13 protein-coding genes and 2 tRNA genes are annotated in these 14,391 nt (G+C 65.6%); 5 read left to right on the top strand and 10 right to left on the bottom strand.

Translation table 11 applies throughout. The features are described from left to right. Positions 1 to 6: 6 nt before the first annotated feature. The 8 genes from ACNQFN_RS08285 to ACNQFN_RS08250 form a co-directional block, all read right to left on the bottom strand. Complete coding sequence (locus ACNQFN_RS08285; protein ID WP_418648517.1) at positions 7 to 876, bottom strand: hypothetical protein; 870 nt, start codon at positions 874 to 876, stop codon at positions 7 to 9. 2 nt (positions 877 to 878) lie between these two features. Next, the gene (locus ACNQFN_RS08280) at positions 879 to 1,391 is read right to left on the bottom strand and encodes a hypothetical protein (protein WP_418648516.1); all 513 of its coding nucleotides are present in this window, start codon (positions 1,389 to 1,391) and stop codon (positions 879 to 881) included. A gap of 9 nt (positions 1,392 to 1,400) precedes the next feature. Further along, complete coding sequence (locus tag ACNQFN_RS08275) at positions 1,401 to 1,937, bottom strand: hypothetical protein (protein ID WP_418648515.1); 537 nt, start codon at positions 1,935 to 1,937, stop codon at positions 1,401 to 1,403. Positions 1,938 to 2,337: 400 nt separating this feature from the next. After that, entirely contained in the window at positions 2,338 to 2,694 is a 357-nt protein-coding gene (locus tag ACNQFN_RS08270; RefSeq protein ID WP_418648514.1) for a hypothetical protein, read from the bottom strand. A gap of 512 nt (positions 2,695 to 3,206) precedes the next feature. After that, positions 3,207 to 5,978 carry a DUF5906 domain-containing protein gene (locus ACNQFN_RS08265; RefSeq protein ID WP_418648513.1) on the bottom strand — a complete coding sequence of 924 codons (2,772 nt, stop codon included), beginning with the start codon at positions 5,976 to 5,978 and terminating at the stop codon, positions 3,207 to 3,209. Next, positions 5,975 to 6,391, bottom strand: coding sequence for a hypothetical protein (locus ACNQFN_RS08260; protein ID WP_418648512.1), 417 nt, complete (start codon positions 6,389 to 6,391; stop codon positions 5,975 to 5,977). Before ACNQFN_RS08260 ends, ACNQFN_RS08265 begins: the two co-directional genes overlap by 4 nt. Continuing rightward, entirely contained in the window at positions 6,388 to 6,684 is a 297-nt protein-coding gene (locus ACNQFN_RS08255; protein ID WP_287470695.1) for a helix-turn-helix transcriptional regulator, read from the bottom strand. Before ACNQFN_RS08255 ends, ACNQFN_RS08260 begins: the two co-directional genes overlap by 4 nt. Before the next feature lie 193 nt (positions 6,685 to 6,877). Then, positions 6,878 to 8,140, bottom strand: a complete 1,263-nt coding sequence (locus ACNQFN_RS08250; protein ID WP_418648511.1) for a tyrosine-type recombinase/integrase — start codon at positions 8,138 to 8,140, stop codon at positions 6,878 to 6,880. Between the two features lie 235 nt (positions 8,141 to 8,375). Here ACNQFN_RS08250 and ACNQFN_RS08245 point away from each other — a divergent pair. The 4 genes from ACNQFN_RS08245 (at position 8,376) to mltF (ending at position 11,210) form a co-directional block, all read left to right on the top strand. Then, positions 8,376 to 8,452 (top strand) — tRNA-Arg (locus ACNQFN_RS08245). Between the two features lie 45 nt (positions 8,453 to 8,497). Then, positions 8,498 to 8,574 (top strand) — tRNA-Arg (locus tag ACNQFN_RS08240). Between the two features lie 116 nt (positions 8,575 to 8,690). Further along, positions 8,691 to 9,734 (top strand): DnaJ C-terminal domain-containing protein, encoded by a 1,044-nt coding sequence (locus tag ACNQFN_RS08235; RefSeq protein WP_418648510.1) that lies wholly within the window; start codon positions 8,691 to 8,693, stop codon positions 9,732 to 9,734. 24 nt (positions 9,735 to 9,758) lie between these two features. Next, positions 9,759 to 11,210: a membrane-bound lytic murein transglycosylase MltF gene (gene mltF / locus ACNQFN_RS08230; protein WP_418648509.1), complete on the top strand. Its 1,452-nt coding sequence runs from the start codon at positions 9,759 to 9,761 to the stop codon at positions 11,208 to 11,210. Here the strand turns inward: mltF and serS are convergent. Further along, a complete protein-coding gene (gene serS, locus ACNQFN_RS08225; protein WP_418648508.1) occupies positions 11,171 to 12,463 on the bottom strand; it encodes a serine--tRNA ligase in 1,293 nt (430 codons plus the stop codon). The two genes, mltF and serS, sit on opposite strands and share 40 nt — an antisense overlap. A 301-nt stretch (positions 12,464 to 12,764) precedes the next feature. On the opposite strand from serS, the gene ACNQFN_RS08220 reads away from it, so the two are divergent. After that, positions 12,765 to 13,028: a hypothetical protein gene (locus ACNQFN_RS08220; protein ID WP_418648507.1), complete on the top strand. Its 264-nt coding sequence runs from the start codon at positions 12,765 to 12,767 to the stop codon at positions 13,026 to 13,028. Here ACNQFN_RS08220 and ACNQFN_RS08215 read toward each other — a convergent pair. Next, the gene (locus ACNQFN_RS08215) at positions 13,000 to 14,391 is read right to left on the bottom strand and encodes a replication-associated recombination protein A (protein WP_418648506.1); all 1,392 of its coding nucleotides are present in this window, start codon (positions 14,389 to 14,391) and stop codon (positions 13,000 to 13,002) included. The genes ACNQFN_RS08220 and ACNQFN_RS08215 overlap by 29 nt on opposite strands.

Raw genomic sequence — 14,391 nt, 5'->3', positions numbered from 1 at the left:
GTCACCTCACCGGAACAGACCGAGCGGGTCGGCGCCTCGGTCCTGCGGCGCGCGTAGCGGGTCGGTCATCGCCTTGAGCTGGTCACCTACCGACGGGCGCGGCTGGTATGTGATGCCGAGCTTCGCGGCAATGCGTGGGCGCATCTCCTCAAGCTGGTCTGGTGTGAGCCACGGGTTCGCCATCTCCAACGCGGCAATCTGGCGCTCGATCTCGCGCTCGGCGGCCTGCGGGTTGCTGGCCCAATAGTCGGACTTCTTGACCTCGGTCGGCGTGTAGCTCGAGCCTGCCGTCGGTGCGTCGGTGGCGGCGCGGCCCTGCAGCTGGGCGAACATCGCCCGCTCGGCATCGTTCGCTTTGCCGGTGGCGACCTTGGCGGCCAGCTCCGAGCGTAGTGCAGCCTCGCGTGCGCCTCCCGACATGCCGGTGGTCCGCTCGTAGAGTCCGCGCTCGGCACCGGCCTGGTTGAGGCGCTGCTCCTGAATGCTCAACGTGCGGTTGCGATAGTCCTGGTCCGCCTGGAACTTGCGCTCGTCCAGATCCGCGCGCGCGGCGTCGCGCTCGTCGGCCTTCGATGCACGGACGAACTCATCGAAGTGGCGGGCGAATTCCAGGTCGTTGGCCTCGATCGCCTTTTCCTTGAGCATCTGGGCGCGTTCGCGTGGCGACAGGCCTGCATCCTCGGGCACGCTCGACATGAGCTTCTGCCGGCGGGCGACGATGGCGGCCTCGCGTTCGGCGTGTATCTGGCGCTCCATGTCTGCCAGCCACTGGCGCGTGCGCCGCTTCTGCTCCTCAGCCATCGCGGCTTGCGCGTTCTGACTGATACCTCGGCCCAGCCCGCCAATGGCGCCCATCGCGATTCCTCGAATGCTCATGTTCAAATCTCCTTGGCGGCGCGCTGCAGCTTGCGCAAGCGCAAGTGGTCGTTCAGTTGGCGGCGCGTGCGGTTCTCGTGCTCGCGCGCAGCGGATTGTTCATCGGTGAGGAATCTTGGTCTTGCCGCTTGCTGCTTGGCGAGCTGCAGGAGCTCCAGGCGCAGGCGGGCGTCGGCCAGGTGCTGGTGCGCCAGGCGGGCCGTGCGGAAATGCAGGCTCTCGTCGGCCATGTCCTCGAGCACAGCGGCGCCGATGCGGTTCTCGGCCTGGTGGATCGTGCCGAGCGTCTCCGTGATGGCGGCGTCGATCTGCTTGGGGCTCGCCATCGGCGCGTCGCGGGTGGCCTCCTCGGCGCGCATCGCTTCTTCGAGCTGGGCGCGCAGACGGATCACCTCGGGGTCGTCGCTGAAGACGTCGTCGGGGATGCGGTCGGCGCGAATCTGGATCTGGCGCAATCGCTCGCGCTTGTTCGGGTCGTTTTCTCGACGGGGGTCGAAGTCGTTCAAGGTCTGCATGGGTGCTCCTCAGTTGAAGGCGGGATCGAGGGCGGCGCGCTCGACGGCGGTCGGGGCCTGTTGTGCGTCCTGGTCGTCGGCCATCTGGCGCTTGAGCTTTGCGGCCCGCAGTCGGTGGGCGCGGATGGCGTTCGTGGTGGAGCTGATCTCGACGGGATCACCTCGGCGCCGGGCACGTTGCAGCTGGCGCTCAAGCAGATCGATGCAGTAGTGCTGAAGCGTCAGCTCGGTGTCCGGGTCGACGGGTCGGGGCGCTGCGGCGGCGCGTGCTTCGAGCGCATCGAGGAGGCCAGCCGAAGGGTCGGTGAGGTCGAAGCCGGGGCGACCCGTGGCGAAGCTCGCCACCTGGTTCGCCAGAGCCTGCAGCGCGGCACGAGACAGCCCGTGCAGGGTGCACGCCTCGCCTTCGTTCCAGCGCATGTAGCAGATCCTCTCTTCGAGCAACGCGGCCATCTTGGCGTTGTACTCGGGGTCATCGTCGAGCGTGACCAACAGCCAGGGGACGGGGTTGGTCGGTTTGGCGGCGGTCGCAATTCGGTTTTTCATGTGGGGGCGCTCCGGGACAGAAGGGGTAAACGACAAAGCCCCGCGACCTTTCGGGGCGGGGCTTCGTTTTCGCTGGACGCGGGTGTCCGGCGACAAGTCTACGATTTTTTCGCTGTCAGGTGGGCGACTTTTTGCGCTTTTCGTGCCTCGATCTGCGGCGAAAGTGAGCGCAATTCACATCTAACGTGCGGGTTCGCGATGGTGGAGCACCCTTGGCGGAACCTTACCTGAACCTCACCACTGGAAACTGCTGCGATCGTGCGGTGATCTTGCTGTATTCGGGTCGGGAGGCGGCGCTACGGACTGCGGACCTCGGTGCGTGCCTCGGTGAGTGGTGCGCACGAAAAAGCCGGCGCACTGGCCGGCTCTTCGGGTGGTGCGGTCGGTGGGATGTGCTGCGTCAGGCGGCGCGGCGCTCGGCATTGCGCTTCGCAACACGCTTCTGCATGCGCTGCAGGTTCCTCTGCATGCGGGCGATGGCTTGGCACACCTCGGCGAGCGTGACCGCTTCACCGCGGCGCATGCGGGCGATGAGCTGGGCGTGTGGTGCGGTGCTCACGATGCCGGCGGCGCCGTTGTCCGGTTCGCGACGATCGGCGGTCAGCCAGGCGCGCATGTGGGGGTGCTGCATCTGGGCTGCATTGTGTTGGATCACTTCGCTGGTCACGCGGTCGAGATCGGCCAGCGCGGCGTCGAGCAGCGATTGATGGTTCAGGCGGTCAATCTCGGCCGGGGCGGCGGTGCGTTGGGCGTTCATGGTGTGCGGCTCCTGTGCAGTGGTGTGACTGCATGGTTGCCGATCGGAGCGCGGTTGTCACCGGGAGCACAACTCACCTTCATCGGGGCGAGTTTCAGGCACGGCGCGGGTGTGGGCCGATGGTGCGGGAGCATCACTCCCGTTTTTCGGGGTGGCTGTTACAAAAAAAGGTCGAGTTGGGATATTCCGCGAACATTCGGGGCATTTTCTCGAATGGGGCAGCCGGACGGCCGGAACGGAACCTCAACGGAACCACACTATGGAACCGACCTACAACCCGCGCCGTTATTGGGTTTTCCTCTTCTCTGTTCCCTCGGTTCCCTTCTTCTAAAAAGTATGGAGATAAGGAAAAAAAAGAGAGAGAGAGAGAAAATACGCACCACCGTGCACACGTGTTTTTTTTGTATACAGAAAGAAGTTGGCGAAAGGGAACCGACGGAACAGAAACGGCGGAACCCGCGCCACCGCTGGGTTTCCGCCGTCTCCCTTGCTTCTACGCGGCTGGGAACCGCTCAGTCGAACGGTTCGGGAGTCGTACGGCTCAACTCGGCACGGGCGCGCGCGTCATCAACGTCGATCAGGTGCGGGCGCACCCAAACGCTGTAGCGCGAGCCGTTCCACTTCACCTGTTTCGCGCGCGACCCACGGCTTTGTGCAGCAGGAAGGGGCACGAAGCCCGCAGCGCGGAGCGCCTCCCGCGCCTGTCGCCCTGTCGGCGCTTTCCGCAGACTGTTGAGTTCGTCCTTCAGCAGATCGAAGGCGACCGCATCGGGACCAATCCCGAGCCGCAGGCTCGCTATCCCTCGCGCGCTGCGCTCCCGCTCGAAGATCTTCCAGCCCGCCTCATCGTTGGCAGCCGGCAGCGGCGGCCAACCGGCCAGGCTGCAGGCCCGCTCCGCCTCTTTGCGCAGATCCTCGCGGTCAGGGGCCAATTTCCACGCGTCGAGCGCGACCTTAGCCTCATAGTCGTGCACGCCGTCCGCCCCAGCCTCGAGGATGCGGCGCACCTGGTCATCGAGGTCGTTCTCGTGCGAAGCCAGGATCGTCACCTCGCGCGCTGCGGTCACCGGTGCCGTACCGTTCGCCTTGAACTCCGCCGGCGCCTCGCTCTCAGCCAGCCACAGCGCCAGCTGCCCGGGGTGTGCGCTTGGCAGGTCGTTGAGTTCCGCAAAATGCTCCTCCATCGGGATGCCGTAGCGTGACCGAAGCGCCGCCTCGACCTCCTCTTTCTTCTCGAACGGGGAGTGCAGTATGAAATAGCGCCGGTCAGCGTCGTTGATCGGCAACATGTCAACGTGGTTGGTCGTGAAGCCGTAGTTGGTCGTGTTGAGCACGACGCGTTGGTCCTTGTACAACGCTCGAACCTCAACGCAGTCGTTCGTGATGTACGGCTTCATCCGGTTGGCGACTTCGTACTTGTTCTCACCCTGGAATCGAATCTCTTCAACGATCGTGACTGCACTACCCTCGGCCCAGCCTGTGAAGGCAGAGCCCAGGACGGTGCCCCCGTTGAGGATCTGGGCGTTCTTCCCGCCGAGCACAGGCATGAGCAGGCTTAGAACGGTCGTCTTACCGTCTCCCTCGCAACCCTTTATGACCGGCGCCCATCGGATCTTGCGCCCAGGGTGCAGGTAGTTGTGCGCCAGCCAGTACCGCAGCAGCGCGCGCTCGCGCATGTCCGGAATCAGCAGCTCGAACTGCCGTTCCAGCGCTTTGCGCAGCTGGCGCCCCTCTTCCGTGACCTTCGCATCCGGCTCGACCCGCAGGTCAGCCCTGTACGCGTTCAGGTAGCTGCGCCCCTCGAACGTGAAGATGTCACCCGACGCGGCCGGGTAGTACATCTGCCCCGACACCACAGGCACGCGCCAATGGCACGTCATCGCCTCGTGCGGGGTGACCGGCTTCTCGTCTCCGAGGAACAGGTCGGCCACATGCCGAGAGAACGCAGCATTGAAGGACACGACCGTCCGTGTCTCCTTGGTCACTCGGTGCACGTAGCAGTCAGCCCCAGCATCCCACACCCATGGCTGCGCCCAGGCAGGCGCCAGGGAGAGCGCGTCACCGAGTTCGACGTCGTCGGACTCAATTCGCGCCTTCGGCGGGGCCAACAGCTTGCGCACTGCAGCGACACCGGGCGCAGCCCCTTCCAGCGCGGTCAGCCGACGCTTGATGTGGGAAACGAGAATCTCCCGGTCAATCTCCGACAGCTCTGCCGCGCGGATCTCGGCGGCGATGGCACCCTTCAGTGTGACTGCATCCGCGGTGTGGATCCGTGCGGCCCATTCCTGCGCCACGACCACTGCGGCCGACGCGGCTGCCTTGCGCTGCGCCTGGTAGGCCTTCCACTCACCCTCGAACCCGTCCTCGTGCAGAAGCCAATGCAGCACCGTCCGCATGGTGGTGAGACCACCTGCCCGCTCCCGCTTCGCCTTCTCCCATTGACCGGACACCACGCCGGTGACGAACTTCACCGACTTCCGGGACCAGTCGTCCACCATTTCGAGGGCGTCATCGGCTCGCTCCATGTCTGAGAACTCATGGTGCACGGCGAAGATCAGTCTGAGCCACTTGTCGTAGTCGTCGTAACGATGTGCCGGTAGCCGATCGAGAACCCATCGGCATTCTTCGATGGTCAGCCCGGTCTTCTGAGCGACGGAATCGAGCCCATCCTCCCCTCCGACGAGCGCGCCGGCCGAGCCTGCCCCCTTCTGTACCCATTCGGGCGGCATGAGGGTGGGCAATTCGTCTCGGATCCAGGCGGCCACCTCGTTGCGGTCAACAGCAGTCAGCATCCACCGCTCCAGGTCGGCAATGTTCTCGCCTTCCCAGGTGTAGGGCTGTTGGGTGTCCGGATGGATGCCGGCAGCCACGAACTGCTGACCGATGCCGAGCACTTCGACGCGGTGTTCCCTGCCATCCGGGCTCACCCAAATCGGGCTGGTGATCTTGGTGCCCGGCTCGATCGCGGCGTAGAGCAGCAGCGCCTTGGGTGGCATGCCGACACGCTCAGGCGCATCGCCGAAGCGAGCGCGGGCTGCGGCCACCACCCGGGAGGCGACTTCCGCATCGTAAATGTCGACATCGATCGGGGCGAGCGCAGAGGTGCGGATACCGACATTCAGGTCGCCTTTGCCGTTGGCTGCCCATGTGGCAACACGATCGGGGTGAAGCTCGAGGTCTTCCCACTTCTTGACGACAGGCCGTTTACCGGCCACCGGGATGGGCTCGAAGCCCTGTGCGAGCAGCTTCGGGCCGAGGGATGCGAAGTTCTGCGGCGCGTTCATGCTCGCACCTCGCGCGCCAGGATCAGCCACTGCTGCAGCTCCTCATCGTCGGGCAGATCGAGCACGAGGAAATAGGCGGCGTGCTTGACCCACTCGAAGCGGTTCGACGCCTCGCGCAGCTCCGTCTCGATGGTCCAGCCACCTTGACGCAACCGGAACACATACGCGGCCTCGCGCTGCGACCAAACGCTGCGGTAGAAGTCGCGCGGTGTCACGCCCCGATCGTCACCATTGGCGGCGCGCTCGATCAGCTCGAGCAGCAGCTGCCCCGCACAACTTCCCGGATTTGGTAGCCAACGGGTGCCATTCTGCTGCGAACGTGCTAGACTCGGTTCCCAGTGAGTGGCGCTCACCTCTGCTGCTGCCCGGTCCGACCTCCCAGTCGGCCGGGCGCTTTCTTTTGTGGAGGTCATGCTGCCACCTCTTCAGCCTTGGCACGGAGCGCAGCGCGCAGGTCTGCAACGCGCCACCCCGTCGACTGCGCCGAGAGCTTCACGGGCTTCGGGATGAACCCAGCCTTCACCCAGCGCCAGACCGTGGCGTGACTGATGCCGTAGAGACCACGCACGACGGGCTCACGCACGAAGGCGTTGTCAGGCAGGTGTTCGAAGTTGGCGAGCGCCATCGGGATGGGCTCGGGCGCCGGCTGGGTGATGGCGGCCGCAACGGCGCCAGGGGCGGGCTTGTTCTGCTTGTTGTACGACATCGACGAATCCTCAGATCGGGATCCGCCGGCCAGGAGCATAGGAAAGGCCAGCGGATCAGGGTCCGCGGGTCGCTTGTCTACGTTGGCGATTGGCTGTTGGCGAAATTGGCGTGCGACGGGTGGCAACCGCTAAGAAAACGCCACCTGTCAGCACTGTATCAGCTGGGTTCACACCCACGCAAGTTATGGTTTCTCATGCAGAAATATGTTCCACCTTTGTGGAAATAATTTCCGGATGCAGGGGAACGACGGCCCCTTCGGGCGACTTTAGGGCGCAGAATTTCGCCCAGTCGGCCATGAGTCGGGCGCGCTTCTCGAAGAGGTCACCGCGGCGATAGGCGGCTTCGACCTTGTCGCCGATGGTGTGTGCGAGGGCCATTTCGGCGACGTCGCGCGGGTAGTTGGTCCGCTCCGCTGCCCAGTCGCGGAAGGTCGAGCGGAAGCCGTGCGGCACCGCGTCGACATTCATGCGGCGCATCACCGCCAACAGGGTCATGTCGGACATCGTCCCGCCCCGCGGCGCCGGGAAGACGAGGTTGGAGTCAGCAAGGCGCGGCAGGGTCTTAAGGAGCTCGAGCGCGCGGTCGGATAGCGGCACGCGGTGTTCCTTCCCGCCCTTCATGCGCTCGGCCGGGATCGTCCAGACACGGGACTGCAGATCAACCTCGTCCCAGGTCGCGCCGCGCACCTCGCCCGAGCGGGTCGCGGTCAGGATGAGGAACTCGAGCGCACGCGCCGCCAGGCCTTCACGCTTCTGCAGATCCTCAACGAACTGGCCGATAGCGTCGATTGGCAGCGCGGTGTGGTGCTCCACCTTGGCGACCTTCGAGGGCTTGGCGAGCAACTTGTCGAGGTGCCCCCGCCATCGTGCCGGATTGTCGCCTTTGCGGAAGCCGCGCACCGTGGCCCAATCTAGGACGTTCTCAATCCGGCCGCGAACGCGCGTTGCGGTCTCTGTCTTGGTCGTCCACACCGGCTCGAGAATCTTGAGGATGTGCGCCAGCTCGACGTCACGCACCTGCAGCGCCCCGATTACCGGCGAGGCGTAGGTCGTGAGCGATGCCGACCACTGCGCCGCGCTCTTCGGGCTCTTCCACTCGGCCGACTTGGCGTCGATGAACTGCGCCACGCATTTGTCGAACGTAACCTCGGCCCTATGGGCCGCCGCCAGGGCGCTACGGGCGGCTACACGCTCTGCAACAGGGTCACGCCCCTCGGCGATGGCTTGGCGGGCGTCACGGGCTTTCTCGCGCGCCTGCGCCAGCGTCACGCCGGGATATGCACCCAGACCGATGTCGCGACGCTTGGCCCCAATCTTGGCGCGCAGAATCCACGAGCGTGCCCCCGTCGACGTGACCTGCAGGTGCAGGCCGGCGACGCCACCGACGGCATGCAGCCCTTCTGTCTTCAGGCGCCCCACTTCCAGCGCGGTCAGTTCCTTGGCGATCTTCGGCATTTTCTGTACCCCACAACCTACCCAACATCCGATGTGATATTTGATGATACTACGGGATACGAGCGAAAACTTGCCGAACAGCCTGAATCCTTTATTTCACGCGGGGTGTTGCGCTGCGGAGAAACCCCGTGATACAGTGCGCGCCGTCGTTGAGGGGGACACCCTCTCCGCCAAAAAACAGTTGAAGAGGCGGAAATAGCAGTTATAATCCCGCTCCTTCGCAGTGCAGCAAAAAGCGCCCGTAGCTCATCTGGATAGAGTACCTGGCTACGAACCAGGGGGTAGGAGGTTCGAATCCTTCCGGGCGCGCCAGCTTTTCCGGCCTTTCGATGACGGGCCATAAACGTTTTCGAGATTGCGCCCGTAGCTCATCTGGATAGAGTACCTGGCTACGAACCAGGGGGTAGGAGGTTCGAATCCTTCCGGGCGCGCCAGATCCGCGCAAAGGCCCAGTCTTCGGACTGGGCCTTTTGCTTTGTGCGTCCATTCGTTTAGGCTTATACGCTCCGCCTTCTCGCTTCGGTGCCCCCTTCCCACCCCCATGCCCACCATGCGCGACGCTTACGAACTGCTCGGTCTGGCACCGGGCGTCACTCCGACCGACGTCAAGCGTGCCTTTCGCCGGCTGGCAATGCGCTGGCATCCCGACCGCAATCCGGCACCTGCCGCCGCCGAGCACTTCAAGGCGCTGCGCCGTGCGCACGACAAGCTGCTCGCAGGACTCGAGCCGGCAGACGCCAGCGCGGAAGAACACGGGTACGCCGATCCTGCTGCTTCCGGGCAGGACACGGATGCGCCTGCCGATGCCGAGACGGCCCCCCGCGGCGCCGACCGCTCCATGGACCTGGAGCTGGACCTGGAAGAGGCCTTCCTCGGCGGCACCAGGCAGATCTGCCTGAGCCAGGCGAGCAGCTGCACCCATTGCTCGGGCACGGGCGAAATCCGGCTGACTTTCACCCGGCTGTGCGAACCCTGCCGCGGCTCGGGGAAGGTACGCAATGGCAAGGGCCTGCAAAGCTGCACGGCCTGCGCCGGCCGTGGCTACCGCAGCACCGCGGCCTGTCCGGACTGCGAAGGCAGCGGCCAGCAAACCAGTGAACGCTGGCTGGCCGTGAGCCTGCCGGCCGGGCTGGTCGACGGCGACAGCCTGCGCCTGAGCGGCGAAGGCGAGCCCCATCCCGAACACTCCGGCAAGCCCGGCGATCTCCACCTGCGCATCCGGCTGAATACCCACCCGCTATACACGCGCAAGGGGCGTGACCTGCTGCTGCAACGCCCGATCAGCGCGCTGCGCCTGCTGCTCGGCGGAACGGTGCACGTTCCGCACCCGGGCGGGCCGCGCAAGGTGACGATCCCGGCCGGCAGCGCATCGGCACGCCAGGTCCGCCTCGATGGCGAAGGCTTCCCCGCACGCGCAGGCCGCCCCGCCGGCGACATGGTGATCGACTTCCAGCCGCTCATGCCCACGCAGGTCGATACGGCCCTGCATGCGCAGTTCGAAGCCTTGGAGGCCGAACTGCAGCGCGGGCTGGGGCAATACCTGCCCGAGCTCGCTGCATGGGAAGCGAAGTGGATGCAGAATGCGGGGCGATAGCACCTCATCCCGCCACTTCCACCCATGAAAACCGCCGCCGCGAGACGACTATCGACCCTGCTGCTGGGCCTGTCGCTGGCGGCCTGCGGGCCGGCCGAAACGCCGCGCATCGCCGACTATCACGGCCTGGGTGAGCTGCGCATCGCCACCCGCCACGACGCCATCTCCTACCGGCTCGACGAAGACGGCCGCGTAAGCGGCTTCGAGCATGACTTGCTGCGGGCGCTCGGCGACGAGCTCGACGTCGACGTCACTTTCGTGCCCTACCCCGACGCCACTCGCGCACTGGATGCGGTGATCAACGGCCAGGTACACATGGCCGCCGCCAGCCTGGGAGTGAACAGGCGCCTGCCGCTGCGATGGTCGAAGCCGCTGCGCGAGGTGGAATACGTCGTCGTCGGCCGCAGCGGCGGCCAGGCGGACGCATCGGCCGACGAGCAGTCTCTCGCCGGACGCACGATCTCGGCCCGCCGCGGCTCGCTGGCGGCGGAGAAGATCATGGACATCCGCAAGCGCCGTCCCGGCGTCAACGTGCATTTCCCGATCAAGGCCGGTGAAGAACAGCTGCTTGCCGATCTCGCCGCAGGCAAGCTCGATCTCGTCGCCACCGACCGCCTGCACTACGCGCTTGCCGTCCACCTCCATCCCGCGCTGGAAATCGTCTACGAACTGCCTGAACCTTCGGCCATCGCCTGGGCGCTGCCGGCCGGGCAGCACGTACTGGCGGCCGAAGTCGACGCCTTCATCGGCCGGGCCGCGGCCGACGGCCGCCTCGCCCGCCTGGCCGACCGCTACTTCGACTACGTGCGCCGTCTGAACACTGCCGACATCACCACTTTCCTGGCCCGCATCCAGGAACGCCTGCCCCGCTACCGCGCCTTCTTCCACGAGGCCGAGGCCCAGACCGGCATCGACTGGCGCTACGTCGCCGCGGTGGCCTATCAGGAGTCGCACTGGGACCCGCAGGCCACGTCCTTCACCGGCGTGCGCGGCATGATGATGCTGACGGCGGACACGGCCGACCGGCTGGGCGTGAACGACCGGCTCGATCCCCGCCAGAGCATCCTCGGCGGCGCGCGCTACCTGGCGATGCTGAAAGACTTGCTGCCGGACGAAATCGACGAGCCGGACCGCACCTGGCTGGCGACGGCGGCCTACAACCTGGGCATGGGGCACATGAACGGTGCCCGCGCGATCGCCCGCCGGCTGGGCAAGGACGATCGAGCGTGGTGGGAGATGAAATCGGTGCTGCCGCTGCTGTCCCGGCCGGAATACGCCCAGCGGCTCAAATCCGGCCCGGCGCGCGGCGGCGAAGCGGTGGTGATGACAGAGAACGTACGCAGCTACCACGACATCCTGGCTCGCCTGGAGCCGCCCTACGAAGCGGGGCTGGCCTTGCCCAGCCTGCGGCTGGGCAAGGCCGACCGAGCAGGCGCTCAGAGCGCCGGTTCGAGCCGCTCGACGCCGCCCATGTAGGGCACCAGCACCTTCGGGATCACGATCGAGCCGTCCGCCTGCTGGTAGTTCTCCAGCACCGCGACCAGCGTGCGGCCGACGGCCAGCCCGGAACCGTTGAGCGTATGCACCAGCTCGTTCTTGCCCTGCGCGTTCTTGAAGCGCGCCTGCATGCGGCGGGCCTGGAAGGCCTCGCAGTTCGAGCAGCTCGAAATCTCGCGATAGGTGTTCTGCGCCGGCAGCCAGACTTCCAGGTCGTAGGTCTTGCTTGCCGAAAAGCCCATGTCGCCGGTGCACAGCGTGATCACGCGATATGGCAGTTCCAGCTTCTGCAGGATGGCTTCGGCGTGGCCGACCATCTGCTCGAGCGCCTCGTAGCTGGCCGAGGGTTCGACCACCTGCACCATCTCCACCTTGTCGAACTGGTGCTGGCGGATCATGCCGCGCACGTCGCGACCGCCGCTGCCCGCTTCCGAGCGGAAGCAGGGGCTGTGCGCCGTCATCCGGATCGGCAGCGCATCGAGCGCCAGCACTTCCTCGCGCACGCTGTTGGTCAGCGTGATCTCCGCAGTCGGGATCAGGTATTGCTCCAGGCCCTCCTCGTCGCCGCCGCGCAGCACCCAGAACAGATCTTCCTTGAACTTGGGCAGTTGTCCGGTACCGAACAGTGCGTCGCGGTTGACGATGTAGGGCGTGTAGCACTCGGTATAGCCGTGCTCGCGGGTATGGGTGTCGAGCATGAACTGCGCCAGCGCACGGTGCAGGCGCGCCACCGGCCCGCGCAGGAAGGCGAAGCGCGAACCCGACAGCTTGGCGCCGGTCTCGAAATCCAGCCCCAGCGGCGCGCCGAGATCGACGTGGTCGCGCACTTCGAAATCGAAGCTGGCCGGCGTGCCCCAGCGGCGGACTTCGACGTTGCCGCTCTCGTCCTCGCCCACCGGCACGCTCTCGTGCGGCAGATTGGGCAGGCGGGCGACGAAATCGTTGATGCGTTCGAGCAGCCCCGGCAAAGCCTGCTCGCAGGCTTTCAGCTCGTCGCCGAGCTGCGCCACTTCGGCCATGACCGGGCCGGCATCCTCGCCCTTGCCCTTGAGCATGCCGATCTGTTTCGACAGCGCGTTACGGCGCGCCTGCAGTTCCTGGGTCCGGGTCTGGAGCTGCTTGCGCTCCTCCTCGAGCGCAAGGAAGGCGGCGCTGTCCAGTTGCAGGCCGCGGCCGGCCAGCCGGGTGGCGACCAGGTCGATCTGATTACGCAGAAGCTGGATATCGAGCATCGGGTTGTCCTGAAAATCGTTGGTGGGTCATCGGCCTGGAACAAGCCTGGAGTTGAGGCGTGCGGCGTGCAACCAGGCTACGGTCGCGGGTGTGATCGTGCGGGCAGCCGCAGAGGATTCGGCAGCGGTCATGAGCAGGCAAGGAACACCTTCCGGAATGACGCACCGCAATAATCGATTAAATAAATCAATCCCTTACAAAGTTCACCCTAGGTAAATTGAACTTGCTATTTCCGCTTTGTCGGATAGGTTTAAAGAATCAACAAGCCGCATCAGACGGCGCAACAATGGAGGAGTGAATATGCTATCGATTCGTGACTGCCTGGACTACTGCGACATCACCGACGACGAAGTCGCGCTGGTTGCCGAACATGAAGGAATCCCCGATGCCGCCGCCGCGCAAGTGGTTTGCGGCTTGGTCCAGACACCCGAAGGAGTCCTGCTGCTGACCAACTTCATGCTCGACCTCGTCGAGCGTGCCAACGAATGCGGCGACGAGGAAAAAGCCGCCAAGGCGAAATCCGTCTGCGCCCGCTTCATGGCCGATCATCCGCTGACGCATTAGCTGCGCCATCCGACGCCGAACGCTCGCCCGCCTGCTTGCCAAGCGGCCGGGCGTTCGGGCTTTCTGCCGCTTTATCCAGCGCACGCAACTGGGCCAGCTTTTCCGCGATGCGGCCTTCCATGCCACGCGGCGTGGGCCGATACCACTCGGGACGTTCCATGCCTTCGGGCAGGTAGCTCTCGCCGGCGGCATAGGCGCCCGGTTCGTCATGGGCATAGCGGTAAGCCTTGCCGTAACCCAGGTTCTTCATCAGCTTCGTCGGCGCATTGCGCAGGTGCAGCGGCACTGGGCGTGAGCCGTCGCGTTTGACGAATTCGCGCGCCGCATTGTAGGCCTTGTAGGCTGCATTCGATTTGGCCGCACAGGCGAGGAAGATCGTCGCCTGCGCCAGCGCCAGTTCGCCTTCGGGAGAACCGAGGCGCTCGTAGGTGGCGCAGGCGTTCAGCGTCATTTCGAGCGCCCGCGGGTCGGCGAGGCCGATGTCTTCCACCGCCATGCGGATCAGGCGCCGGCCGACATAGAGCGGGTCCGCGCCGCCGTCGAGCATCCGGCACAGCCAGTAGAGCGCGGCATCGGGGTTCGAGCCCCGTACCGACTTGTGCAGCGCCGATATCTGGTCGTAGAAAGCCTCCCCGCCCTTGTCGAAACGGCGCAGGTTCTGCGACAGCGCGGCATCGACGAAGGCCGCATCGACTTTTGCCGCGCCCGCGGTTTCGGCCGCCACCTGCACCTGTTCGATCAGGTTCATCAGCCGCCGCGCGTCGCCGTCGGCAAAACCGATCATGCGTTCGCGGGCGTCGTCGTCGAACGGCAGGTCCGGACATGCCGCCAGGCGCGCCCGCTCGAACAGCGCGGTCATGGCCTCGGCATCGATCGGCTCGAGGACGTAGACCGCCGCACGCGACAGCAGCGCCGAATTGACCTCGAAGGAAGGGTTCTCGGTGGTGGCGCCGATGAAGGTCACCAGACCCTGCTCGACATAGGGCAGGAAGGCATCCTGCTGCGACTTGTTGAAGCGATGCACTTCATCCACGAACAGGATTGTGTGCCGCCCCCGCGCCTTCGCCGCCTGGGCCTGCTGGATCGCTTCGCGGATCTCCTTGACCCCGGAAAACACCGCCGACAGCGCGACGAAGTCGGCGTCGAAGCCCTGCGCCATCAGGCGGGCGAGCGTGGTCTTGCCGACGCCGGGCGGTCCCCACAGGATCATCGAATGCGGCTTGCGCGAGGCAAAGGCCAGCCGCAGGGGCTTGCCTTCGCCCAGCAGATGGGCCTGGCCTGCGACCTCGTCGAGCGACTTCGGCCGCATGCGCTCGGCCAGCGGCACCTGCGGCGGCGCGATGGATTCGAACAGATCGGCCAC

Origin of the sequence: Thauera butanivorans (genome assembly GCF_048398245.1) — a bacterium.
Classification (GTDB): domain Bacteria; phylum Pseudomonadota; class Gammaproteobacteria; order Burkholderiales; family Rhodocyclaceae; genus Thauera; species Thauera butanivorans.
Note: the sequence above shows the minus strand (reverse complement) of the source record. Positions and strands in the feature narration are given on the sequence as shown.

Bases quoted from the DNA above. Each gene is read 5' to 3' on its own strand.
- ACNQFN_RS08285 (WP_418648517.1), bottom strand. From the start codon at position 876: ATGAGCATTCGAGGAATCGCGATGGGCGCCATTGGCGGGCTGGGCCGA.
- ACNQFN_RS08280 (WP_418648516.1), bottom strand. From the start codon at position 1,391: ATGCAGACCTTGAACGACTTCGACCCCCGTCGAGAAAACGACCCGAAC.
- ACNQFN_RS08275 (WP_418648515.1), bottom strand. From the start codon at position 1,937: ATGAAAAACCGAATTGCGACCGCCGCCAAACCGACCAACCCCGTCCCC.
- ACNQFN_RS08270 (WP_418648514.1), bottom strand. From the start codon at position 2,694: ATGAACGCCCAACGCACCGCCGCCCCGGCCGAGATTGACCGCCTGAAC.
- ACNQFN_RS08265 (WP_418648513.1), bottom strand. From the start codon at position 5,978: ATGAACGCGCCGCAGAACTTCGCATCCCTCGGCCCGAAGCTGCTCGCA.
- ACNQFN_RS08260 (WP_418648512.1), bottom strand. From the start codon at position 6,391: ATGACCTCCACAAAAGAAAGCGCCCGGCCGACTGGGAGGTCGGACCGG.
- ACNQFN_RS08255 (WP_287470695.1), bottom strand. From the start codon at position 6,684: ATGTCGTACAACAAGCAGAACAAGCCCGCCCCTGGCGCCGTTGCGGCC.
- ACNQFN_RS08250 (WP_418648511.1), bottom strand. From the start codon at position 8,140: ATGCCGAAGATCGCCAAGGAACTGACCGCGCTGGAAGTGGGGCGCCTG.
- ACNQFN_RS08235 (WP_418648510.1), top strand. From the start codon at position 8,691: ATGCGCGACGCTTACGAACTGCTCGGTCTGGCACCGGGCGTCACTCCG.
- mltF (WP_418648509.1), top strand. From the start codon at position 9,759: ATGAAAACCGCCGCCGCGAGACGACTATCGACCCTGCTGCTGGGCCTG.
- serS (WP_418648508.1), bottom strand. From the start codon at position 12,463: ATGCTCGATATCCAGCTTCTGCGTAATCAGATCGACCTGGTCGCCACC.
- ACNQFN_RS08220 (WP_418648507.1), top strand. From the start codon at position 12,765: ATGCTATCGATTCGTGACTGCCTGGACTACTGCGACATCACCGACGAC.